Origin of the sequence: Streptomyces lacrimifluminis (assembly GCF_014646095.1) — a bacterium.
GTDB lineage: Bacteria > Actinomycetota > Actinomycetes > Streptomycetales > Streptomycetaceae > Streptomyces > Streptomyces lacrimifluminis.
This window is the reverse complement of sequence record NZ_BMMU01000015.1, coordinates 143585-165750: the sequence shown is the minus strand read 5'-3', so window position 1 is coordinate 165750 and position 22166 is coordinate 143585. Positions and strand designations below refer to the sequence as shown.

Annotated in this window: 25 protein-coding genes; 17 read left to right on the top strand and 8 right to left on the bottom strand. The window is 70.5% G+C overall.

What is annotated here, in order from left to right; translation table 11 throughout:
• Positions 1-187 precede the first annotated feature (187 nt).
• The 7 genes from IEY89_RS22810 to IEY89_RS22785 all read left to right on the top strand — a co-directional run bounded on the left by IEY89_RS22810 (position 188) and on the right by IEY89_RS22785 (position 5260).
• Complete coding sequence (locus IEY89_RS22810; RefSeq protein WP_189149331.1) at positions 188-1513, top strand: aldehyde dehydrogenase family protein; 1326 nt, start codon at positions 188-190, stop codon at positions 1511-1513.
• Between the two features lie 88 nt (positions 1514-1601).
• Positions 1602-1760 carry a hypothetical protein gene (locus IEY89_RS22805; protein WP_189149330.1) on the top strand — a complete coding sequence of 53 codons (159 nt, stop codon included), beginning with the start codon at positions 1602-1604 and terminating at the stop codon, positions 1758-1760.
• Positions 1757-1945 (top strand): hypothetical protein, encoded by a 189-nt coding sequence (locus IEY89_RS22800; protein WP_189149329.1) that lies wholly within the window; start codon positions 1757-1759, stop codon positions 1943-1945. Before IEY89_RS22805 ends, IEY89_RS22800 begins: the two co-directional genes overlap by 4 nt.
• A gap of 449 nt (positions 1946-2394) precedes the next feature.
• Positions 2395-2955 carry a DoxX family protein gene (locus IEY89_RS22795; protein ID WP_229695371.1) on the top strand — a complete coding sequence of 187 codons (561 nt, stop codon included), beginning with the start codon at positions 2395-2397 and terminating at the stop codon, positions 2953-2955.
• Positions 2956-2996: 41 nt separating this feature from the next.
• Positions 2997-3122: a hypothetical protein gene (locus tag IEY89_RS41525; RefSeq protein WP_268240753.1), complete on the top strand. Its 126-nt coding sequence runs from the start codon at positions 2997-2999 to the stop codon at positions 3120-3122.
• A gap of 35 nt (positions 3123-3157) precedes the next feature.
• Positions 3158-3469 (top strand): DUF1330 domain-containing protein, encoded by a 312-nt coding sequence (locus tag IEY89_RS22790; protein WP_189149328.1) that lies wholly within the window; start codon positions 3158-3160, stop codon positions 3467-3469.
• A gap of 420 nt (positions 3470-3889) precedes the next feature.
• Positions 3890-5260 (top strand): PI-PLC domain-containing protein, encoded by a 1371-nt coding sequence (locus IEY89_RS22785; RefSeq protein ID WP_189149327.1) that lies wholly within the window; start codon positions 3890-3892, stop codon positions 5258-5260.
• Between the two features lie 211 nt (positions 5261-5471).
• On the opposite strand, the gene IEY89_RS22780 is transcribed toward IEY89_RS22785, so the two are convergent.
• A complete protein-coding gene (locus tag IEY89_RS22780; RefSeq protein WP_189149326.1) occupies positions 5472-6179 on the bottom strand; it encodes a dienelactone hydrolase family protein in 708 nt (235 codons plus the stop codon).
• A complete protein-coding gene (locus tag IEY89_RS22775; protein ID WP_189149325.1) occupies positions 6115-6999 on the bottom strand; it encodes a phosphatase PAP2 family protein in 885 nt (294 codons plus the stop codon). The genes IEY89_RS22780 and IEY89_RS22775 overlap by 65 nt, the downstream gene beginning before the upstream one ends.
• Before the next feature lie 186 nt (positions 7000-7185).
• Here IEY89_RS22775 and IEY89_RS22770 point away from each other — a divergent pair, with 186 nt between their 5' ends.
• Both IEY89_RS22770 and IEY89_RS22765 read left to right on the top strand, forming a co-directional pair.
• Positions 7186-7581, top strand: coding sequence for a VOC family protein (locus IEY89_RS22770; protein WP_189149324.1), 396 nt, complete (start codon positions 7186-7188; stop codon positions 7579-7581).
• A gap of 40 nt (positions 7582-7621) precedes the next feature.
• Entirely contained in the window at positions 7622-8692 is a 1071-nt protein-coding gene (locus IEY89_RS22765; protein WP_189149323.1) for an adenosine deaminase, read from the top strand.
• On the opposite strand, the gene IEY89_RS22760 is transcribed toward IEY89_RS22765, so the two are convergent.
• Positions 8674-9189, bottom strand: coding sequence for a mycothiol transferase (locus IEY89_RS22760; RefSeq protein WP_189149322.1), 516 nt, complete (start codon positions 9187-9189; stop codon positions 8674-8676). The two genes, IEY89_RS22765 and IEY89_RS22760, sit on opposite strands and share 19 nt — an antisense overlap.
• A 54-nt stretch (positions 9190-9243) precedes the next feature.
• Positions 9244-10131, bottom strand: coding sequence for a LysR family transcriptional regulator (locus IEY89_RS22755; RefSeq protein WP_189149321.1), 888 nt, complete (start codon positions 10129-10131; stop codon positions 9244-9246).
• A gap of 118 nt (positions 10132-10249) precedes the next feature.
• On the opposite strand from IEY89_RS22755, the gene mgrA reads away from it, so the two are divergent.
• Positions 10250-11242 (top strand): L-glyceraldehyde 3-phosphate reductase, encoded by a 993-nt coding sequence (gene mgrA, locus IEY89_RS22750; RefSeq protein ID WP_189149320.1) that lies wholly within the window; start codon positions 10250-10252, stop codon positions 11240-11242.
• A 26-nt stretch (positions 11243-11268) separates the two neighbouring features.
• Here the strand turns inward: mgrA and IEY89_RS22745 are convergent, their stop codons facing one another.
• Positions 11269-11565, bottom strand: coding sequence for a DUF1905 domain-containing protein (locus IEY89_RS22745; RefSeq protein ID WP_189149319.1), 297 nt, complete (start codon positions 11563-11565; stop codon positions 11269-11271).
• 332 nt (positions 11566-11897) lie between these two features.
• On the opposite strand from IEY89_RS22745, the gene IEY89_RS22740 reads away from it, so the two are divergent.
• The 5 genes from IEY89_RS22740 (at position 11898) to IEY89_RS22720 (ending at position 16661) form a co-directional block, all read left to right on the top strand.
• Complete coding sequence (locus tag IEY89_RS22740) at positions 11898-12308, top strand: hypothetical protein (RefSeq protein WP_189149318.1); 411 nt, start codon at positions 11898-11900, stop codon at positions 12306-12308.
• Positions 12309-12377: 69 nt separating this feature from the next.
• Positions 12378-14720, top strand: a complete 2343-nt coding sequence (locus tag IEY89_RS22735; RefSeq protein WP_189149317.1) for an ABC transporter ATP-binding protein/permease — start codon at positions 12378-12380, stop codon at positions 14718-14720.
• Positions 14721-14734: 14 nt separating this feature from the next.
• Positions 14735-15331, top strand: coding sequence for an SH3 domain-containing protein (locus IEY89_RS22730; RefSeq protein ID WP_189149316.1), 597 nt, complete (start codon positions 14735-14737; stop codon positions 15329-15331).
• On the top strand, positions 15331-16347 hold the full coding sequence (locus tag IEY89_RS22725; RefSeq protein ID WP_189149315.1) for a serine/threonine-protein kinase: 1017 nt from the start codon (positions 15331-15333) through the stop codon (positions 16345-16347). The genes IEY89_RS22730 and IEY89_RS22725 overlap by 1 nt, the downstream gene beginning before the upstream one ends.
• 71 nt (positions 16348-16418) lie before the next feature.
• The gene (locus IEY89_RS22720; RefSeq protein WP_189149314.1) at positions 16419-16661 is read left to right on the top strand and encodes a hypothetical protein; all 243 of its coding nucleotides are present in this window, start codon (positions 16419-16421) and stop codon (positions 16659-16661) included.
• A 90-nt stretch (positions 16662-16751) separates the two neighbouring features.
• On the opposite strand, the gene IEY89_RS22715 is transcribed toward IEY89_RS22720, so the two are convergent.
• On the bottom strand, positions 16752-18041 hold the full coding sequence (locus IEY89_RS22715) for a streptophobe family protein (protein WP_189149313.1): 1290 nt from the start codon (positions 18039-18041) through the stop codon (positions 16752-16754).
• Between the two features lie 161 nt (positions 18042-18202).
• Between IEY89_RS22715 and IEY89_RS22710 the strand changes: the two genes are divergently transcribed.
• Together IEY89_RS22710 and IEY89_RS22705 are read left to right on the top strand one after the other, a co-directional pair.
• Positions 18203-19507 (top strand): DUF6777 domain-containing protein, encoded by a 1305-nt coding sequence (locus tag IEY89_RS22710; protein ID WP_229695370.1) that lies wholly within the window; start codon positions 18203-18205, stop codon positions 19505-19507.
• A 104-nt stretch (positions 19508-19611) separates the two neighbouring features.
• On the top strand, positions 19612-20070 hold the full coding sequence (locus IEY89_RS22705; RefSeq protein WP_189149311.1) for an ATP-binding protein: 459 nt from the start codon (positions 19612-19614) through the stop codon (positions 20068-20070).
• 111 nt (positions 20071-20181) lie between these two features.
• Here the strand turns inward: IEY89_RS22705 and IEY89_RS22700 are convergent, their stop codons facing one another.
• Both IEY89_RS22700 and IEY89_RS22695 read right to left on the bottom strand, forming a co-directional pair.
• A complete protein-coding gene (locus IEY89_RS22700; protein ID WP_189149310.1) occupies positions 20182-21069 on the bottom strand; it encodes an RNA polymerase sigma factor SigF in 888 nt (295 codons plus the stop codon).
• Between the two features lie 301 nt (positions 21070-21370).
• Positions 21371-22147 (bottom strand): class I SAM-dependent methyltransferase, encoded by a 777-nt coding sequence (locus IEY89_RS22695; RefSeq protein WP_189149309.1) that lies wholly within the window; start codon positions 22145-22147, stop codon positions 21371-21373.
• Between the last annotated feature and the right edge of the window lie 19 nt (positions 22148-22166).

Sequence of the window (22166 nt, the reverse complement as noted above, 5' to 3'; positions counted from 1 at the left end):
AACAAGGAGTTCCTCGAGGGGTGGCGGCCCCGATCCCGGCACACATGGCGATAGAGAGTTGCTCACGGTCATCTGCGTGTATGGGGAATATATTTTGCCGCCTGGAAGGTTGGCATGGGAGTCGAGGACATCGAGCCGGCCTTTCGGGCCCGAGACCACCGCATGAGATCACCGTGAGCGAGGCAACGTGAACCACCCCACGCCCCCCGAGCAGCCCGCCGACATCGTGGCGCGCCTGCGCGTCACCTTCCGTACGGGCCGCACCAAGCCGGTCGAGTGGCGCAAGGGCCAACTCGGCCGGCTGCGTGAACTGCTCACGGAGCACGGCAAGGACGTGGCCGCCGCGCTCCACTCGGACCTCGGCAAGAGCTCGACCGAGGCCTACCGCACGGAGATCGACTTCACGATCCGGGAGATCGACCACACCCTCGACCATCTCGACGGCTGGCTGCGCCCCGAGGCCGCACCGGTCCCCGAGCGCCTGGGCGCCGACGCCACGGCCTGGACGCAGTACGACCCGTTGGGCGTCGTCCTGGTCATCGCCCCCTGGAACTATCCGGTCCAGCTTCTGCTGACCCCGGTCGTCGGCGCGCTGGCCGCCGGCAACGCGGTCGTGGTCAAGCCGAGCGAACTGGCCCCCGCCACCTCGGAGATCGTGGCCCGGCTGCTGCCGCAGTACCTGGACACGGACGCGGTCGCCGTAGTCGAGGGCGGTGTCCCGGAGACCACGGCCCTGCTGGCCGAGCGCTTCGACCACATCTTCTACACCGGCAACGGCACCGTCGGCCGTATCGTGATGCGCGCCGCCGCCGAGCACCTCACCCCGGTCGCCCTCGAACTCGGCGGCAAGTCCCCGGCGTTCGTGGACTCAGGCGTCGATGTGGACGTCGTCGCCGACCGGCTGGTCCGGGGCAAGTTCCTCAACGCCGGCCAGACCTGTGTCGCCCCCGACTACGTCCTCACCGACCCGGGGACCGCCGCCGCGCTGGAGCCCGCGCTGGCCAAGGCCGTCGAGAACCTGTTCGGCGTGGACCCGGCCGCCTCCACCGAGTTCGGCCGGATCGTCAACGAGCGTCACTTCGACCGGCTCGGCGGCCTGCTCGACTCGGGCCGGGTTGTCACCGGCGGCGTCAAGGACCGTACGACGAAGTACATCGCGCCGACCGTCCTCGCCGACGTCGACCCCGCTTCGCCCGTGATGCAGGAGGAGATCTTCGGCCCGATCCTGCCGATCGTCACGGTGCCCGGACTGGACGACGCGATCGGCTTCATCAACGACCGCGACAAGCCGCTCGCGCTGTACGTGTTCACCGAGTCCGGCACGACGCGGGAGCGGATCGCCGCCGAGACGTCCTCCGGGGCTGTGGGCTACGGCCTGCCGCTCGCCCATCTCACCGTGTCCGACCTGCCGTTCGGAGGGGTGGGGGAGAGCGGGATGGGCAGCTACCACGGCCGCTACTCGATCGAGACGTTCAGCCACCGCAAGGCGGTGCTGGCGAAGCCGCTGAGCTGAGAACCCGTCGGGCCGGGACGCCGATCGCCCGTGCTGCCGAGAACGACGTTCTCCGTAGTGCGGGCGATCTGTGTCAGGTGTGCGTGGTGTGGCTCGGGCGCCCGAGATGTCACCGAGGCAGCACTGCCACACCGCGTCGGCGGTCACCGGGTGGGCGTGGCTGTCGGAGGGGACGTCGTCGGCCCGAGCCGAGAACGTCACGGTCCGTATGTGGAGCGCCGCCGGCCTGCGCGGCTTGTCCGCGTGAACGCTGCCCGCCTGAACCTGGCGCTTGACCAGCAGATGCGGCGCGAAGGCGCTGAACAGGGGGCGCTGGGCACCGGGGTTGGCAGCTACGGGACCATCGCCACCATCCAGGGCATGCGCCATCTCCCGGCGACCACCTGCCTCAGGCCCCGGCTCGCCGAGCCGGTGACGGATCGCCGGGCGTAGGTGCAGATCACCAAATGACCGACGAGACACCCGACATGTCGAGGCGGGCCGCGCCGGAGACCGCGGAGGAGAGCGCTTCTTCTGGACCTCCGGCGTGGGCGGCCGGCACCGCCTGACCAGCTACTGGGGTGTCGTGGCCCGGAGCTGGATCGACACGTTCTCGCAGCTCGCCCCCTGATCCGCGTCTCCGTCCACTACACCCTCGGCCAGGACGAGCGGGTGTGGAACTCCGGACCGTCCACCCTCGCCGGCATCACCTTGCCGGTCATCGCGCTGTCCCGGGTGGCCGTCCGCGAACAGGCGGGCGGCGGAAACAACTTGAGCATTGGCTTGACGTCTATGGCCTATCACCTCAAGGTGCTGTCCTCCGTTGAGGAGTGTGTGCTCGCACGCGAGGGAGCAGTAGCGGCAGCGGTGGCGGAAGTCGCCGAACGGCAGCAGGGGAGAGCGTGTTGACGAACGCGGAAGCAGTCGCGGTGCTGGTCGTCAGAGTGGTCCTGGGCATCATCATGATCGCGCATGGGCTCAACCACTGGCGGGGCGGCGGAAAGATCGAGGGCACGGCCCGCTGGTTCGGCGGGCTCGGGCTGCGGCACGGGAGGCTGCAGGCGTGGATGAGCGTGGTCACCGAGGTGGGCGCGGGCGCGCTGTTGGTCCTCGGCCTGTTCACCCCGCTGGCGTGCGCGGCGGTCGTCTCGGTGATGCTGGTCGCGGGGCTCCTCGCCCACCGGCCCCACGGGTTCTTCGTGTTCAAGGACGGCTACGAGTACGTCCTGATGCTGGCTGCGATCTCCCTGGCGCTCGGGGTGCTGGGGCCCGGCAAGGTCTCCGTGGACCACGCTGCCGGCATCGAGGTCACCGGCTGGGCCGGGGGCGGTATCGCGCTCGGGGTGGCCGTGGTGGCGACGGTGGGTCTGCTGGCGACATTCTGGCGGCCCGAGCGTCCTGAACGGGCCGCGAAGACGGAAGAGCCGACGGTCACCGGAGTGGCAGGGCAGGAGACCGGCTGACGCGGGTGGAGTTCGGCCGGGATCCGGAGTCAGGGTGGCCCATGGCGTGGCGGATCGTCGATGCCGGGTACGCCGAGGTGCTGGCGGCCGAGACTCCCGCCGAGCACGAAAACGCGGTGCGCACCGCCGGAGGCGGTTTCCCCGAGCGGGCCATCGTGCCGAGCTGAGGCCTGTTCGCACAGTGAATCGAGAGGACGACTGAATGCTCAAGGGATACGTCATCGTCACCGAGATCATCAAGGACCCCGTGGGCCTGGAGGCCTACGCCCGCGTCGCCGGGGCGACGCTGGCCGCGAGCGGCGGGTCGATCCTGGCCATCGACGACGGGCCGCAGCAGTTGGAGGGCGACTGGCAGGGTGACCGGACCGTCGTCCTCGAGTTCGAGTCGGTGGAGGCGGCTCGCGCCTGGTACGAATCCGCCGAGTACGAGAAGGCCAAGCCCCTGCGGCACGCGGCGGCCGACACCACCATGGTGATCGTCGCCGGGTTCGAACCGCTCGCCGGGAACGACTGACACCGGTCCGACACCACACCCGTGCCTTCAGAACAGACCAACGCCCGCCTGCCCGGCGGGCATTGGTATGCCGTGGGTGAGCCGGGCGCCAGCACTTGCCGAACGAAGCCCACGGTACGGCCCGTTGGGCGTTGCCATGGCCAAGAAGCTGCTTCGGGAACGTCGTTGGGTCGAGCCGGTCGAGATCGAGGGGGTGTTCCGCGGTGTCGATGCGGCGGAGGGGGGGGGAGGGAGGTTGTTCGAACGCCGCCCGCAGCCTCGGCGGCGCCGGAACCCATCCAAGGTGAGACGAAGTGGCGGGTGGGCGCTGATGGTTGAGATGCGGGTGTGCCGGGTGTGCTGACTTCGTGCCGCGCTTCGTGATGTCATGCCCCTGCTGACCGAGTCGTCGAGCGTCGAGTTCATGAAGGGCCCCCGTAGATGCCAACCCCCCGCACCGCACTGCTCACCGCAACAGCCGCACTGGCGACGGCAGTTGCCGCCCCCGCACCACCCGCTGTCGCTGCTCCCGTTCCAGCCGCCGGCGCCTACTACGTCCAGAGCGCCACCACCGGACTCAACGCCGCCGACGACGCCGGAGCCGTCGAACAGCACAGACCCAAGGGCAACGAGGACCGTCAGCAGTGGACGCTGCGCGCGAACGGCACCTCGTACCTCCTGGAGAGCACCGACACCGCGCAATCCTGTCTCGGCCGCTTGGGAGACCAGGCCAGGACCGTCGCCTGTACGAGTGCCGACGCGGCCTGGGAGATCACCCCCTCCGGCACCGACCAGTACACCCTCAAGGCCCCGGGAACCACCCGCTACCTGACGGTCGCCGCCAAGCCGTCCGGCGCCAACTACCCCGACCAGCTGGCCATCGGGGGCTCGGGCGGCCTGGCCGCCTGGTACCTCACCCCGGTCGCCCCCACCGTCGCCCCGATGCCGTCCGCCGACCAGCGGACCCTGGACCAGGTCACGTTCCTCACCGCCCACAACGCCTACGCCAACGGCGTCGACGGCGGCTTCGCCCCGCCCTTCGTGAACTTCGTCCCGAATCAGTCGCGAGGCATCAATCAGCAACTCACCGATGGAGTGCGGGGGTTCATGCTGGACATCCACCAGACCCCCGACGGCGCGATCCTCTGCCACAACAGCTGCACCCTCGTCGGCAGCCCGGTCGCCCTCTGGGTCGACCTCCAGCGGATGGTCGACTTCCTCAAGCAGAACCCCACCCAGGTCGTCACCGTCTTCCTGGAGGACTACGTCGACCCGAGCGTCCTGCGCGGCGAACTCGCCCGCGTCAGCGGCCTGTCGGACGTCCTCTACCGGCCCGACCGGACCGGAGTACGCCAGAACGGCTGGCCGAAGATCGCCGATCTGGTCGCCGCCAACGACCGGCTGCTGATCTTCACCGACCACAGCCGCTCCGCCGACCAGACCGCCGGACTCACCCGGGACACCTTCGGCGTGATGTACCAGCGCGAGTGGACCGTGGAGAACCACTGGTCCATGGGTGGCGGCATCGGCTCCTCCGACTGGTCCTGCTACAGCCGCTGGTACGGCGCCGATTCCAACACCCCGCTGACCCGCACCGAAGGCGCCTTCAAACCCCTCTACGTCATGAACCACTTCCGGGACGTGGCGATCGCCTCCACGGCGACGAACGACAACACCAAACTCGCCGACCGGGCCCAGCGGTTCTGTCAGCCGGCGGCCCGCAAGAAGCCCAACTTCCTCGCCGTGGACCGCTACGACCTCGGCAATCCCGCCTCGGCGGTGGCCACGCTGAACACCTACGTGTATCCGTAAAGGACTCCATCCGGCCACTCGGTCAACACCGGTGCCACCAGCGCGTCCCTCGCCCTCAACGCCACGGCGTGGCTCGCGGGTGCGAGCGGCTGACGCAGGGGACCGGAACCGAATTGACGTACAAGACCAAAACGGTCAGGGCGGGCCCGGGGAAAACCACTCCCGGCCCGCCCTCCCGCGCGTCAGCCACCCATGCTCAGCGCGCCGGCGTTCAGCGCACCTGCTCCTTGAGGAACGGCACCGTGCTCTCCCACGCGCGGGCCGCCGACTCGGCGTCGTACACCGGGCGGGAGTCGTTGAAGAAGGCATGGTTGGCCGGGTAGACGCGCAGGTCCGGGGTTATACCGGACTGTTCCTTTATGGCCTCGCGCAGCGGGTCCAGGCTCTCCACCGGGATGCTCGCGTCGAGTTCGCCGTAGTGGCCCAGCACCTCCGCCTTGAGGCCGGAGAAGTCGGGCAGTTCGCCCTGGATCACGCCGTAGAACGGCACGGCGGCGCTCACGCGGGGGTCGGCCGCTGCCTGGTAGAGCACGAAGCCGCCGCCCATGCAGAAGCCGACCGAGCCGACCGTCTGTGAGGTGACCTCCGGCCGGGCCAGCAGGTAGTCGACCGCGCCGGAGAGCAGCTCGACGCCCTTCGGTACCGGCAGGGCCTGCATCATGCGCAGCGCCTCCTCGCTCTCGTGCGCCACATTGCCGCCGTAGAGGTCGGGGGCGAGGGCGACGAAGCCCTCCCGCGCGAGCCGGTCGGTGACGTGGGCGATGTGGTCCGTCAGTCCCCACCACTCCTGGATGACGATGACGGCGGGCCCACTGCCGGACGGCGGCAGCGCCAGATAGCCGTGCGCGGTGGTGTCAGCGCTGGGAAACGTCACGTTCTGGTGGGAGGGGGATCCGGTCGGCTTCGGCAGCTCGGACATGACACTCAACTCCTGGAAGGGCAGCGCTCGGTGGGGGTGCGCCGCAGTCGGACTCCGACGCGATCCCCACCTTGCCACGGATGAATCGGACCTCTGATCCCGGCCCGGGTATGCCGGGCAACAGCAGCGACCTGGGCCGCACCGTCTCCTCGCCGCGCAGCACCTCCGCCCACGCGTCCGGTGCGAAGCGCGTCACCCCGTACGCCACAAGGCCCAGCCACCACAGGGCGAACAACCAGCCGCCGACGACGTCCGAGAACCAGTGGACACCCAGATAGACCCTGGTCAGCCCGACCAGCACGGCCCAGCAGCCGACCGCGGCGGCGATCAGATGCCGGCCACGCGGCGCCCGGGTCCAGACGGCCAGGACGAGGAGTCCGGCGGTGACGGCCGACGTGGTGGTGTGGCCCGAGGGGAACGACCAGTGGCCGGCGTCCGTCGCCCAGTGCACAGTGGCCGGCCGGGGCCGGGACAGCAGCGCCATCACCGAGAACCGCACCGCCTGGGCGGCGACCAGACACACGAGACAGGCGGCGGCTGCCTGGATCCGCTGCCGAGGGGTCCGGCCGAGCAGGAAGCCGGCCAGGGCGACCAGCACGTACGGAACGAAGCCCGTGCCGGTGTGGGTCACCACGCGGGCGAGAGTGACGGCCGGGTCGGGGCGGTGGGCCAGCGACCACTCCAGGAGATCCCGGTCGCCGAAGAGAGTGCCGCCGCCCCGTGCCACGACCGCGACGGCGAGCAGCGCCAGCAGCACAAGGGCGACCAGGCTCCCCAGCGCGGGGGACCCGGCCTTCGCCACGGCATGCTCACGGTTCACACCTGCTCGACGATCACGCGTGGGCGATCGTTCCCGGGAGCCGCGGATGCGGAGGAGATCACACGTGCGGACACGGAGGTGACACACCCGGGGTGTTACGTATAACCTCACCCGTCAACCGCGTGTGACGCGCAGATCGGCCGGACAGGCCGACGCGCCGCCACCCCGACAGGCCGAGGAGTGCCCATGAGCCGCATCGCCCTGGTCGCCCTCGTCGTCGACGACTACGACGAGGCGATCCGCTTCTACACCGACGCCCTCGGCTTCCGGCTCGTCGAGGACACCCCGCGCCCCGACGGCTCCCGCTGGGTCGTCGTCGAGCCGGGCACCGGAGAAACCGGCACCGGCATGGTGCTCGCCCGGGCCAAGGACGAAGGACAGCGCGCCCGGATCGGCGACCAGACCGGCGGACGTGTCGGCTTCTTCCTGCACACCGACGACTTCGCCCGCGACCACGCCCGGATGAGCGCCGCCGGCGTGACCTTCCTGGAGGAGCCGCGCCATGAGCCGTACGGCTCGGTGGCCGTCTTCCAGGACCTGTACGGCAACCGCTGGGACCTTCTCCAGCCCGCCACCGACTGACCCATACCACCGCTCCACCACCTGCCGAGGAACATCGCACATGACCGCGTCCCCCGTCGACACCGCCACCCTCCGCCGCCTCCCCAAGGCCGTGCTGCACGACCACCTCGACGGAGGCCTGCGCCCCGCCACCCTGGTCGAGCTCGCCGCCGAGGTCGGCCACACCCTGCCCACCACCGACCCGGACGAGCTGGCCGCCTGGTACTACGAGGCCGCCAACTCCGGTGACCTGGTGCGCTACATAGCCACCTTCGAGCACACCCTCGCCGTGATGCAGACCCGCGAGGGACTGCTGCGCACCGCCGAGGAGTACGTCCTCGACCTCGCGGAGGACGGCGTCGTCTACGCCGAGGTGCGCTACGCCCCCGAACTGAACGTGAACGCCGGCCTGACCCTCTCCGAGGTCGTCGAGACCGTCCAGGAGGGCCTCGCGGCGGGCATGGCGAAGGCCGCCGCCGCGGGCACCCCGGTGCGGGTCGGGACGCTGCTGTGCGGGATGCGCATGTTCGACCGGGTCCGTGAGGCCGCCGACCTGGCCGTGGCGTTCCGGGACGCCGGAGTCGTCGGCTTCGACATCGCCGGCGCCGAGGACGGCTTCCCGCCCGCCGAGCACCTCGCCGCCTTCGAACACCTGCGCAGCGAGAGCGTGCCGTTCACCATCCACGCCGGCGAGGCGCACGGTCTGCCCAGCATCCACCAGGCACTCCAGGTATGCGGCGCCCAGCGCATCGGCCACGGCGTCCGCATCACCGACGACATCGTGGACGGCAAGCTCGGCCACCTCGCGGGCTGGGTGCGCGACCGCCGCATCGCCCTGGAGATGTGCCCGACCTCCAATCTCCAGACGGGTGCCGCCACGTCGATCGCCGAGCACCCCATCACCGCCCTGCGCGACCTTGGCTTCCGCGTCACCCTCAACACCGACAACCGCCTGGTCTCCGGCACGACGATGACCCGCGAGATGTCCCTGCTGGTCGAGGAGGCCGACTGGACGGTCGAGGACCTGCGCACGGTCACCGTGAACGCGGTCAAGAGCGCGTTCATCCCGTTCGACGAGCGGGGCGCCCTCATCGAGGACGTCGTCCTGCCGGGTTACGCCTCGGCGCTCTGAAGCAGTCCCCGCAGATAGGCGGCCTGGCCGGCGTGCTGCAGATCGTCGGCCAGGACACTGACCAGCCGTACGCCGAGGGTGACCGGCGGGTCCCAGTGCTCGTCGACGACACGCTCGAAGTCGCTCGCGGTCAGGCCGCGCAGGAACGTGAGGCTCTGCGCGTGCACCGCGTCGTAGTAACCGAGCAGCAGGTCGCCCGACTCCACCCGCACCCCGGCGACCTGCCGTGCGCTGTGGCCGTAGCCGATGTCGCGGGCCTCGAGCCCCAGCCCGAACCGCTTCTCCCAGCCCTCGCTCAGCCAGACCTGCTCGAACCCGGCCGCCCCGGCGACATGGTCGTCCTGGACCCGGGTGAGATGCCAGACCAGCCAGGAGATGGAGTTGGCGTCAGGGGTGGGCCGGGTGTTGAGGCCGTCCGGTGACAGGCCGTCCACGGCCGCGTGGACCTCTTCCTGGATCCGGCCGTACGCGTCGATGAGAACGTCCTTCGCATCCATGCCACCCACCATAGGCACTGCGGTGTCTGTGTCATCCGGAACAGGACACGGGCATCAGCCCTGCTGGTCCGGCCGTTCCAGCAGCTCCATCAGCGCCCGGGCCGCAGGACTCGTGGCCTGGGGCGGCGGCAGCATCGCCACCGTCTCGTACACCGTCTCGCCGGTGCCCTTCACCGGCAGGGCGGTCAGGGCCGCGCGCTTGTGCGCGAAGTGCCGGGGCACCACCGCGACGCCGAGCCCTTCCCCGACCAGGTCCAGGAGGCTGTGCACGTCGTTGACCTCCAGTGCCACGGTCCGCCGTACGCACGCGGCGGCGAACACCTCGTCCGTGATCCGGCGCGGCCCCCAGTCCGGATGGAAGTCGACGAACGCCTCCCCGCCCAGCTCCTCCGGGGTCACCGCGCCCGCGAGAGCGAGCGGATGGCTCGGATGGCACAGCACGGTCATCGGCTCGCTGCTCAGGGGCACGGAACGCAGCTGGTCGGAGTCCCTGCGGGTCCGGATGGCGAAGGCCAGGTCGAGCCGCCCGGCGGCCACCTCGTCCGCGATCGCCTCGGAACCCGCCTGGCGCAGCCGGATCTCCACATCGGGATGACACCGCCGGAACGCGGCGAGCAGCCCGGCGACATCCACCCCGCCGATGCACTGCTCCGCGCCCAGCGAGAGCGTCCCGCGCAGCACGCCCTGTACGGCGGCCACGGCGTCGTGCGCCGCCCGCACCCCGGCCAGGATGCGCTCGGCCTCGCCGAGCAGCGCCCGCCCCGCCTCGGTGAGTGTCACCCGGCGGGTGGTGCGTACGAACAGCGGGGTCTGCAGTTCCCGCTCCAGGGCGCGGATCGAGGCCGACAGGCCCGACTGGGACACCATCAGCCGTTCGGCGGCCCTGGTGAAGTGCTGATCCTCCGCGACCGCGACGAAGTGCTGGAGGTGGCGTAGTTCCATGATTGAGAAGCCTAGCCGCTGAATTCCATCGGATTCTCCTGTTGGACCACTGCCCGTCTTCGGGGGAAGAGTGGGTGCAGACTGATCACTCCGCCGTGCCAACCCCTCTGGAGTCGCGTTGTACACCGCACACACCGACCGTTACGCGGACATGCCCTACCGGCGCACCGGACGCAGCGGCCTGAAGCTCCCCGCGCTGTCGCTCGGCCTGTGGCACAACTTCGGACCCGACCGGCCCGTCGACACCCAGCGGGCCATCCTGCGCCGCGCCTTCGACCTGGGCGTCACCCACTTCGACCTGGCCAACAACTACGGCCCGCCGCCCGGTGCCGCCGAGTCCGCGCTGGGTGAGGCCCTCAAGGCCGACTTCGCCCCGTACCGCGACGAACTGGTGATCTCCACCAAGGCGGGCTACCTCATGTGGCCGGGCCCGTACGGCGAATGGGGCTCGCGCAAGTACCTGCTCTCCTCCCTCGACCAGAGCCTGACGCGCATGGGTCTGGACTATGTCGACATCTTCTACTCGCACCGCCCCGACCCGGAGACTCCGCTGGAGGAGACGATGGGCGCCCTGCACACGGCGGTCCAGCAGGGCAAGGCGCTCTACGTCGGCATCTCCAACTACTCGGCGGAGCAGACCCAGGAGGCCGCCCGCATCCTTGCCGGGCTGGGCACCCCGCTCCTGATCCACCAGCCCCGCTACTCGATGCTCGACCGCCGTCCGGAGGACGAGGGTCTCCTGGACGCGCTGGACGAGCTCCAGGTCGGTTCCATCGTCTTCTCGCCGCTGGAACAGGGCCTGCTCACCGGCCGCTACCTCGACGGCATCCCGGCGGACTCGCGGGCGGCGAGCGACAGCCCCTTCCTCAACTCCGACCGGATCACCGAGGACCTCGTGCAGCAGCTGCGCGCCCTCGACGACATCGCCAAGTCCCGCGGCCAGAGCCTGGCCCAGCTGGCCCTGGCCTGGGTCCTGCGCGGCGGCCGGGTGACCTCGGCCCTCGTCGGTGCGAGCAGCCCGCGCCAGCTGGAGGACAGCGTCGCGGCCATCAACAACCTGGAGTTCTCCGACGAGGAGCTGGCCCGGATCGACGCGGTCGTCAAGGTCTGACCTCTGCCCGATCTTTCCGCGCCCCGTCATGAACGGAGCCGCTCCGTCAGCCGTACTGTCACGGTGTCACCCTCTTCCTTTCCGACGGCTTTCCGGATCTCGGCCTTCACGGGAAGTTTGTGGGTACCGTCGCCCAGTGCCATGAACGAGCTGCGGAAAGGGTGCCCGTCGATCGTCCCGCCGACCTTGACCAGGCCCCGGGTACCGAAGAACGTGGCGGATTCCGGCCAGACCAGGTAGGTCCAGCCCCCGGGTGCCGGGCTTTTGCGCAGTACGGCTGTGAATTCCTCGTCGATGGTGTCGACTTTTTCGCTGGTGGCCATGGGGCCCTCCATTTCCAGTGGTCTTCACAAAGGAGACCACTGGGAAGCGGAAAACTCATCGCGAATCCCGGGATCTTCGGGAATCCCCTGGGATCCGTCGACGGGAGGAGAGGCCGTCCCGTCGGATTCCGGTCCATACCTGTCAGGAATATGCCAGGAGAATGCCTGGAAACTGGCTGGAAAGGCATGGTGACAGAGTGTCAATAGTGAAGATACTCAACTGGTAGAACACTGCACCACTGAGTGACCATCGAGTGACCAGCACCAACGTGTACAGCGGGTGAGTCGTACGGAAGGCGAGGCACGGCCGGCGGGCGATCGGGGGAAAGATCGTGCACGACGAGTTCCTTTGCCATGTCACGGCGTACGGCGTCTGTGCGGGTCGGCGTATCGGCGTACCGCTGGGTACCTACCGCGCGCCCACCCTGGCGCTGGCCCTGTGGTGGTTACGGGACCGCGCGAACTGGATCGCCGAGCGGCTCGATCCGCAACCCGACGAACCGTACTTCCCCCCGAACTCGCTCATCCCGGTGACCGCCACCGTGCCCGACGTGCCCGGCCTGCTGCGCGCCTGGTCCATGGACCCGTACCAACAGGAGCTGGTCGCCGACGAGTTGGCGGCCGGCAGGCTCGTCCGGATCGCCACGTACGACGAGACCACCGAGTACGAACTGCTCGCCGAGTCCGTGGACGCGCTGCGGATGCAGCGGACCAACCCGGCACTGGTCGTACCGGTCGCCTAGCCTCCGAGGTCCCCCGAGTCCCTGCGGCTGGCCAGGCGTATATGCGGACGAATCGCTAGAATTCTGGGCATGGTAGACCGCTCGGTCGCGCCGACGGCGCCCGAACTCGTCCTGGAGACGGAGACGGGCTCCACGGTGATGAGTCCGGGACGCGACTATCACGTCGGACGCGACCCGCTCAGCGAGATCGTCTTCGACGACGCCCGGGTCTCGTGGCACCACGCGGTGCTGCGGCCCGGGGCCGACCACTGGACGGTGGAGGACGAGAACAGCACCAACGGCACGTACGCCGACGGCCTGCGCATCCATGAACGGGACATCGGACCCGGCAGCGTCCTGCGCTTCGGCAGCCCCGCCGACGGGCCGCGAGCCGTTCTCGTCAGCCCGCCCCCGCCGGCCCGCGAACGCCCCTCGGCGGTCTCCATGCCCGCCCTGACCGGCACCTTCCGGCAGCCCACCACCGTCCGGCCACTGTCCGCCCGTACCGTCCGCATCGGCCGCGGTGCCGACAACGACCTCGTCGTCGACGACCTCGTCGTCTCCCGTCGGCACGCCGAACTGCGCGCCCACCCGGACGGGACGTACGAGATCGTCGACCTCGGCAGCCACAACGGCACGTTCCTCAACGGCGCGCCCGTCGCCCGGGCGATCGTCACGCCCGGTGACATCGTCGGTGTCGGCCACTCCGCGTTCTGCCTGGTCGGCGACCAGCTCCAGGAGTACGTCGACACCGGCGAGGTGTCTCTCGACGTCCAGGACCTCACCGTCGCCGTCGACCACGGCCGCAAGACACTCCTTGAAGGCGTGTCCTTCCCGGTGGGCGAGAAGTGCCTGCTCGCGGTCGTCGGGCCCAGCGGAGCCGGCAAGTCCACCCTCCTCAACGCCCTGACCGGCCTGCGCCCCGCCGACCACGGCACTGTCCTGTACGACGGACGTGACCTCTACCGCGACTACGCCGAACTGCGCCAGCGCATCGGCCTGGTCCCGCAGGACGACATCCTGCACGCCCAGCTGACCGTGCGCGGAGCCCTCACCTACGCCGCCGAACTGCGCTTCCCGCAGGACACCGCGAAGGCGGAACGACGGGCCCGCGTCGACGAGGTGGTGCGCGAACTCGGCCTGGAACAGCGCGTCCACCAGCCCGTGCACAGCCTCTCCGGCGGACAGCGCAAGCGGGTCAGCGTGGCCCTGGAGCTGCTCACCAAGCCGTCGCTGCTCTTCCTCGACGAACCGACCTCGGGCCTCGATCCGGGGATGGACCGCTCGGTGATGCACATGCTGCGCGGCCTCGCCGACGACGGCCGGACCGTCATCGTCGTCACCCACAGCGTGCTCAGCCTCGACGTCTGCGACCGGCTGCTCGTTCTCGCGCCGGGCGGCAAGGTCGCCTACTACGGGCCGCCCGAGGACACCCTCGCCTACTTCGGGTACGAGCAGTGGCCCGAGGCGTTCGAGGCCTTCGAGCGCGACCAGGAACGGGACTGGGCGGGGGAGTACCGCGCCTCACCGTTCCACGGGCAGTACATCGTCAACTCGTCCGCCCAGCCCCGGCTGCCGAGGTCGGGCCCGGTCGACGCCGCCCCGCCCCCGCCCAAGCCGCAGAGCTGGGGCGCACAGCTGAGCACCCTGGTCCGCCGTTACACGGCCGCGCTGAGCGCCGACCGCACCTTCCTCGCCATCATGGTCGCGCTGCCGTTCGTGATGGGTGCGATGGCCCGGGCGTTGGCGGGCAGCAGGCTGACCCAGGAGACGGCGATGAACGCGCTGCTCATCCTGTGCGTCGGGGGCGTCCTGACCGGCGCGGCCAACGCCGTGCGCGAGCTGGTGAAGGAACGCGTGATCTATCAGCGCGAGCGGGCCGTCGGGCTGTCCAGATCGGCGTACCTGATGTCGAAGGTCGTGGTCCTCGGGACGATCACCGTCGCCCAGGCCGTGGTGCTGACCCTCGTCGCGCTGCTCGGCGTCGACCTCAACACACCTGGCGGAAAGGGCGTGTTGATGCCACCCCTCGTGGAGCTCACCGTCGCCGTCGCGCTGCTCTCCTTCACTGCGATGATGCTCGGCCTGCTGGTCTCGGCGCTCGTCCGCAAGGAGGAGGTGACGATGCCGCTGCTCGTGCTCCTGGCCATCGTCCAGGTGGTGTTCTGCGGGGCCCTGCTCAAACTCGACGGTGTCCCCGGCATCGAACAACTGTCCTGGCTAGTGCCCTCCCGGTGGGCGCTCGGCGCGATGGCGGGCACGATCGGACTGTCACGGATCGTCCCCGGCGAACTGACCGCCGACCCCCTGTTCGAACACTCGACCGGGGTCTGGCTGCTCAACGCGGGGATGCTGCTCGCGCTGTCGGTGGTCTTCGGGTACGTGGTCCTCCGGCTGCTGCGGCGGCACGAACCGGCTGTCATGCGGAAGTAGAGGGGGTGGGTGAGATGACGTCCCCCGGATACCGGATCTCCGGATTCCGGCCCACGCACGTCGTTCCGCAGGACGGGCTGGCCGCCTGGGACGCGCCCGACCCGTCCCTGCCCACCGTGCCCCTCGACGCGCTGCTGCCGGTCGAGCTGGTCGAACGGCGCGGCGACTGGGGGCACGTCCGGTGTGCGAACGGCTGGTCCGCCTGGGTCGACGGACGGCTCCTGGTCGCCGTACCGCAGGACCCGCCCGCCGCCGGCGCCCCGCTCGCCCGCACCGCCGACCCACGCCCCCTGCTGGCCCGCGCGGAACAGGCGCTGGCCGGCTACCGCGGCGCCGTGGAGGAGCTGACCGGGGGAGCGCTCGACCGCGAGTCGTTCCGGGTCCGTACCCGCGGGCAGCGGATCGGGATCGTCGTCGACGGCGAGTCCGTGTGGCTGTACGACGCCGAGCACGAGCGCTGGGTGTACACCGACGGCACCCGGCTGAGCACGTACGCCGCCGACCGGGAGCCCGCCGCCCCGGCGCGGGAGCCGACCCAGGTGGTGCCCGACCTGGGCCACGCGCCCACCCAGGTCGTCCGGGGCGACGGCGGCGGAATCGGCAGCGGCTGATGGCGCGCGATCCGGACCACGACACGCGGTCGCACGCGGGGCGCTCCTCGGACCTGCTCGGGACGCAGATCGCCGGCTACCGCGTCGAGGAGGAGATCGGTCGCGGTGGCATGGCCGTCGTCTACCGGGCCAAGGACCTGCGGCTCGACCGGACCGTCGCCCTGAAACTCCTGGCCCCGGAACTCGCCCGCAACGACACCTTCCGCAGACGCTTCACCCACGAGTCCCGGGTGGCCGCCGCGATCGACCATCCGCACATCGTCCCCGTCTTCGAGGCCGACGAGACGGACGGCGTCCTCTTCATAGCGATGCGGTACGTCGAAGGCAGCGACCTGCGTCATCTCCTCGACCGCAAGGGCCCGTTGCCGCTCCCCGCCGCCATCCGCATCGCCGCTCAGGTCGCCTCCGCGCTCGACGCCGCCCATGAGCACGGCCTGGTCCACCGGGACGTCAAACCCGGCAACATCCTGGTCGCCCGGGGCACCGACACCGACCACCCCGAGCACGTGTACCTCACCGACTTCGGCCTGACGAAGAAGTCGCTGTCGCTCACCGGCTTCACGACCGTCGGCCAGTTCGTCGGCACCCTCGACTACGTGGCGCCCGAGCAGATCTCGGGGCGCCCGGTCGACGGCCGCTGTGACGTCTACGGCTTCGCGTGCGTCGTCCACGAGATCCTGGCGGGCCGCCCGCCCTTCCAACGCGACGACGACATGGCCCTGCTGTGGGCCCACCAGTACGACCAGCCACCACCGCTGACCGAGCAGCGCCCCGAACTCCCCGCCGCCGTCGACCCGGTGTTCGCGAAGGCCCTCGCCAAGAGCCCCGACGACCGCTACGACTCCTGCCTCGACTTCGTCGCCGCCCTCCGTGCGGCCTCGACACGACCCGTGCACGCCGGTCACGCACCCACCCAGGTGGTCCGGCTGCCCGATCCCGGCGAGGAACGGCCGCCGAGGCCGCCGGCCTGGGCTCGCCCGGTGTTCACCCGGCAGGGCCACCGGCGGTCGGGGTAACCGGCAACAGGCACTCAGCTGCGGGAAGTTGGCGTGTCATCCAGGCCCCAGCCCGTCCGACGGCACCCGCCGTGCGGACACCTTCCGGTACGCCCAGCTCCTTGGAGCGGGCGTCGACCCGGCCTGCGGGTTCCTCGGAGACGACCACGTTCGCCGTGCTGGGCGACCGGGTTCGCCGGGCCGAGGGCGAGCGCCGCGTCCGTGAGCGCGGCGAGGCCGGTGACGAGATTCCTACCGACGTCGGAGAGGTCGTACACACGTCCGTGATGAAGACCTCCGTCATGCGGCCGAGGTCTCCGTCGTCGACGGGGTGACCGTGCAACGCGAACAACTCCGTTGCGGCCGTCCGGCCTTCGGCAGTCAACGTCATGGCGGGTCACGCTCCCACCACCGTGAAACCCCGCCTAACGGCTTTCGACCTCGCCCCGTCGGTGCACCCGCCGGGCCAGCAGTGCCCCCAGGAACCCGGTGACCAGCCCCCACAGCAGTGCGAGACCGAGCGCGCCCCACAGCCGGGGGCGGAGGAACAGGCTGCCGGAGAGGTTGCCGCCGAGGTCGCCGACGCCGAGCACGGACAGGCCGTAGTGGGCGGAGATCCTTCCGCCCAGGCAGATCATCAGGACTGTCACAGCGAGCGCGACCGCCATGTGCACGGCGTGCTGCCAGGCCCGCATCCGGGCCGGTGAGCGCGCCGCCATCAGGAACGCGGCGGCCAGCAGCAGCACCGCGTCGACGGCCACCAGCCACCACACCCTGCCGTCGTAACCGGAGAGGGTGTCCAGGTTGAGCGTGGCGTTGTCCGGGGTGCGCAGTACCTCGTCGAGGACATGCGGCATCGGCAGCCCGAAGGGGCCCTCGACGCGTCCCTCCCAGGTGGCGCCCAGGCCGGTGGTCAGGGCGAGCCAGACCAGGTTCGGCATGCCCAGCAGGACCAGCGCGAGCGACTGCGCGGGCTGTCCGCGCGTCACCGCCACGACGAGCCCGGTCACGATCCCCAGGGCCACGAAGGCGAGCAGCAGCACGACCATGGCGTACGCGGCCGGACGTACCGACTCCTGGAAGCGCAGCAGACGTGGCGGCAGCGGGGCCCCGCGCGATACCAACAGGGCCAGCGCCAGGACGCCCGCCAGCCACAGCAGACCGGCGAGGAGCGTCAGCGGTACGTCGGTCGTGAAGCCGATTCGCGGTGAGGCGCCGAAGACGTCCCCGATGTCGCCGAGTGTTCCGTCGCCCAGCGAGACAGCGAAGGTCTGACGGGCCGCGAACGCCAGACCGCCCAGGCCCAGCAGCCACAGGACGGCGATGCGCGCGGCCCAGCCGGCCAGCTCGGGAGCCCCGGCGACGGCCCGGTGCCGCAGGGGCCGGAGGAAGCCAGCGCCGGTCACGAGCGCCCCGACCAGCGTCACCGACAGGGGCATCACACTCAGGCCGCCCGCCGTCTCGGCGAGGTCTCCGGCGTCACCCGTGAGCTCCACGGTGCCGCCGACCGCTGTCACGACGGTGGCCGCGACGACCCGGGGGAACGCTCCGTCCGGCAGATCGCCCGCACCGGCGGCCCACAGTCCCAGCCCGGCGGTCAGCACCATGGCGCCCAGCCCGGCCAGCACCGCGGCCAGGGCCTGTACCCAGCCGTGCCGGGAGGCGGTCCGCTCCTCGGTGGGGATCGGCACGGGAGCGGGCGTTCGCGTGCTCACCCTGCCACGCTAGACAGCACTCGGGCGGCGCGCCTGTCGGGAGGAACGAGAGCGTCCGCTTGCGGGTGACCCGGGGCCAGGGCGCACAATGGGAATGTTGTGGAAGAAAGCGGCAGATATTGGTGCATGTGCCGCAGAAGCCCACGTCGGAAGAAGAGCCCGTGAGCCTCGAACAGCCGTCCTCCGGCCGCCCCACAGGACCGCCCTCCGGCCCCTTGTCGGGTCCTTCCCAGCCGCCCGCGGGACCACCTTCCCAGCCACCCGCAGACGGCGGAGGCGGGGGAGGCGGCGGTGACGGAGGCGCGGGCGGCGGGCCCCGCAACGGGCCCGGGCCAGGGCCCGACCGGCCCTGGTGGAGGTCGGTGCCCCGCATCGCGGTGCTCGTCACCTCGGTCGTGGCCGCCGTGGCCCTGATCGTCGTTCTCACCCGTTCCGGCGGCAGCACCGACCAGGCGAGCGGCGAGGTCTTCCTCCAGGCCGCGGACACGTCGGGCCCCGACCCCTTCACCGAGTCCACGGCCAAGGACAGCTCCGCCCCACCGGCCACGACCCCCACCGCCACCCTCTCAGGGACAGCCACCTCGAACGCCGTACGGGGCGTGGACGGCGGCGCGCCCGGCCTCTACGGCGGGACCCGCAAGGTCGCCAGCTGCGACGTGGAGAAGCAGATCCGGGTGCTCGGGGCGGCCCCCGCGAAGAACGGGGCGTTCGCCTCGGTCCTCGGCCTCCAGCCCGCCGGGGTCCCCGCGTACCTGCGCTCACTCACCCCCGTACAGCTGCGTATGGACACCCGTGTCACCAACCACGGCTACCGCGATGCCGCCGCCACCAGCTACCAGGCCGTCCTCCAGACCGGCACGGCCGTCCTCGTCGACGACCGCGGCCGGCCGCGCGTGCGCTGCGCCTGCGGCAACCCGCTCACCGACCCGGTACGACAGCAGAGCGCCCCGCGCACGAAGGGCGACGCGTGGCCCTCGTACCGCTCCTCGAACGTGGTCGTCGTGGCGCCCGCCACCACGGTCATCAACATCTTCGTCGTCTACGACCCCGAGCGTGGCGACTGGTTCCACCGTCACCACGGCGACACGGGCGGGCACGACAAGAAGACCGATCCGCCGGTCGGCCGGCCGACCCCGTCGGACAGTTCCTCGGCACCCTCGGCACCCTCGGCAGCGTCCTCGGAGCCGACGTCCGCGTCGCCCGGCCTGCTGCCGCCGCAGTCACCGCTGCCGTGCGTGTCCTCACCCACCGCCTCCATCAGGCCGCCGGCCTCGCCCGCTTCACCGGCCACACCGGGCACCGCGAGCCCGTCGGCCGAGCCCTGCCCGCCGACATCGAGCGCGCCCCCCTCCTCGCCCCCGGCCGTCGAGCCACCCTCCTCGGCCCCCGTGTCGCCTCAGTCCCCGCCCGACGACGGCCTCTCCGAGCTGACGCCTCAGTCGGAGTCCACCTCGCCGTCCTCCTGAGATCCAGGGGAGGCCGAGGGGACGGGGGGACTGAGAAGCGCGGCTCCGGGTACGAGCAGTGTGCGACCGGGTCCGGCCGGGACCGGCCACCGAGAGAGCAGCACATGATCGAACAGCTGGGCGGAGCAGTGATACCGACTGGTTTCGGCGACCCCGTCGAACCGCTACGAAGGGCGACGCACTTCACCGGCGAGCAGGGCTGCATCGCGGAGGCACGCGCCTTCGCCGAGAACTTCCTGGAGCAGCTGAGGAAGGAGTGGTGCGCCCCGACGGACGAGCGTATCCACGGTGAACTGGTGCTGGTGGTCAGCGAGTTGGTCACCAACGCGGACCGGCACAGTCACGGCCCGTACGTTCTGGAGCTGGAGGGTACGGAGACCTCGGTGGCGGTGTCCGTCTACGACAGCAGCGCCGCACTGCCCCTGCGCTACCCCCGGGACCCGGAACGGATCGGCCGGCACGGCCTGGAGATCGTCCACGCGATCGCCACCGAGGTGACCGCCCGCAGGGTGCCGGTCGGCAAATGCGTCAGGGCCGTGCTGCCGCTCAACCCTCTCCATTAGCCAGTTCCCCATTAGCCCGGTGAGTCCATTGGCCAATGAGTCCAGTGAGTCGAGACCCGACGTACGGGTCTCGACTCACTGGTTGGCGGAGCGGTCAGGCCGGCATGCGGGTCAGGCGTAGTCCAGCTCGCCGAGCATGCCCTCGCGCAGCTGCGTGATGATGCGCTTGATCAGGCGGGAGACGTGCATCTGCGAGCAGCCGAGCAGCTCGCCGATCTCCGCCTGGGTGGCCTCCTCGACGAACCGCAGATGGATGATCTGCCGGTCCCGGTCGCTGAGTTCGGCGAGCAGCGGGGCGAGCGACTGGAAGTCCTCGACCAGCCGCATCCCGTGTTCTTCGACCCCGATGAAGTCGGCGAGCACCGCCTCGCCGTCGTCGGCCCCGTCGCCGGTCAACGCGGCGTCGAGGGAGGAGGAGTTGTATCCGTTGGAGGCGATCTGTCCCTCGACGACCTCCGCCTCGGACAGGTTCATCAGCGTGGCGAGTTCGGCGACCGTCGGATCACGGTCCAGCCTGCTCGACAGTTCCTCGCGCGCCTTGGCCAGCTCGACGCGCAGCTCCTGGAGGCGGCGCGGCACGTGCACCGCCCAGGTCGTGTCACGGAAGAACCGCTTGATCTCGCCGACGATGTACGGCACCGCGAACGACGTGAACTCCACCTCGCGGGACAGCTCGAACCGGTCGATGGCCTTGATCAGGCCGATCATCCCGACCTGGACGATGTCCTCCATGTCGTCGCCGCGGCCCCGGAAACGCCCCGCGGCGAACCGCACGAGCGACATGTTCATCTCGATCAGGGTGTTGCGCGCGTACTGGTGCTCGTGCGTGCCCTCTTCGAGTTCGTTCATGCGCTTGAAGAACTGGCGGGACAGCTCCCGTGCGTCACGGGGAGCCACCTTTCGCGGTTCCGGGATCCCGGGCAGTGGGGCGTCACCCGTCCTGGCTCCGGCGGTGTCCACGGCGACCTCTGCCTTCGACCGGATGATGGCGGTGTCCATTACCTGTACCTCTCCCACGAAAACGTCGAGCTGCGGACGATGGAACGGTTCCGGACTGCGTGTACCCGGTCGGGCGCAGGGCATGCCATAAAAATTGCGCACTGCAAAAGACCGGTGGACACACGGTGCGAAAGGCCCGCAGAACCACTGGTGTTGACCTGGCAGTAAGGATTGCGGGCACGGTCGTGGCGCCGAAGTGGACATCGTGGGGCGATGGCGGTCGGTGTCTCTCGGAGGATCGGCGTAGGGCACCCGGCCCTGGCGCGCCCGGTGCCCCCGTGTGAAGAGCTTCGTGGTCCGCTCAGGAGACTCGTCTCGCCGTGATCAGCTCATGGAGGTAGCGCTTGGTGACCCGGCCGCCGTACCGCGTCTGGATCAGGTCCCGGATGCAGACGAGCAGGCCGTGGCGCGAGGGTGCGTCGAGCGCGCGGTGGCCCGAATAGGTGAGCAGGACGTCGATGTACTCGTCGACGGAGTACGCGATGTCCCGGGCGTGGCGCTGGACGCTGACCCGGTCGAAGTGCTCGGAGCGGTCCCACTCCTCGGTGTCCGTCACGGTGTCGGCCTCGTCGACCTGTTGCAGGTCGGGTGGCGTCGCCGGGTCCCACTGCTCGTAGCACCGCTGTACCCGCTCGAAGAAGTCGACGGTGCCGCCTTTGACATGTTGTGTGGTGACGACCGCGAACACCCCGCCCGGCCGAAGCGCCTGGGCCGCCCTGGGCAGGCGTACCGCCGGGTCGAGCCAGTGGAACGCGGTCGCGCACACGACCAGGTCGAACGGTTCGGGCGGCAGCGGCCACTGCTCGAAGTCGGCGACCGTGACCTCCGCGAGCGGGAGGTCCCGCAGGTTGCGCCGGGCCACGGTGGCGAGGGACGGGCCCAGCTCGACGGCTGTGATCCGGTAGCCCGACTCGGCCAGCGGGACAGTGAGTTGACCCGTGCCGGGGGCGATCTCCAGGACGCGGCTGCCCGGGCCGAGGCCGGCCGCGCGGGCCAGGTCGTCAACGAGTGCCCGTGGATACCGGGGGCGTGCCCGGTCGTAGAGTTCCGCCGCCTCGTCGAAGGTGTCACGCAGCATGTTCGCCCCTCAGCCTGTT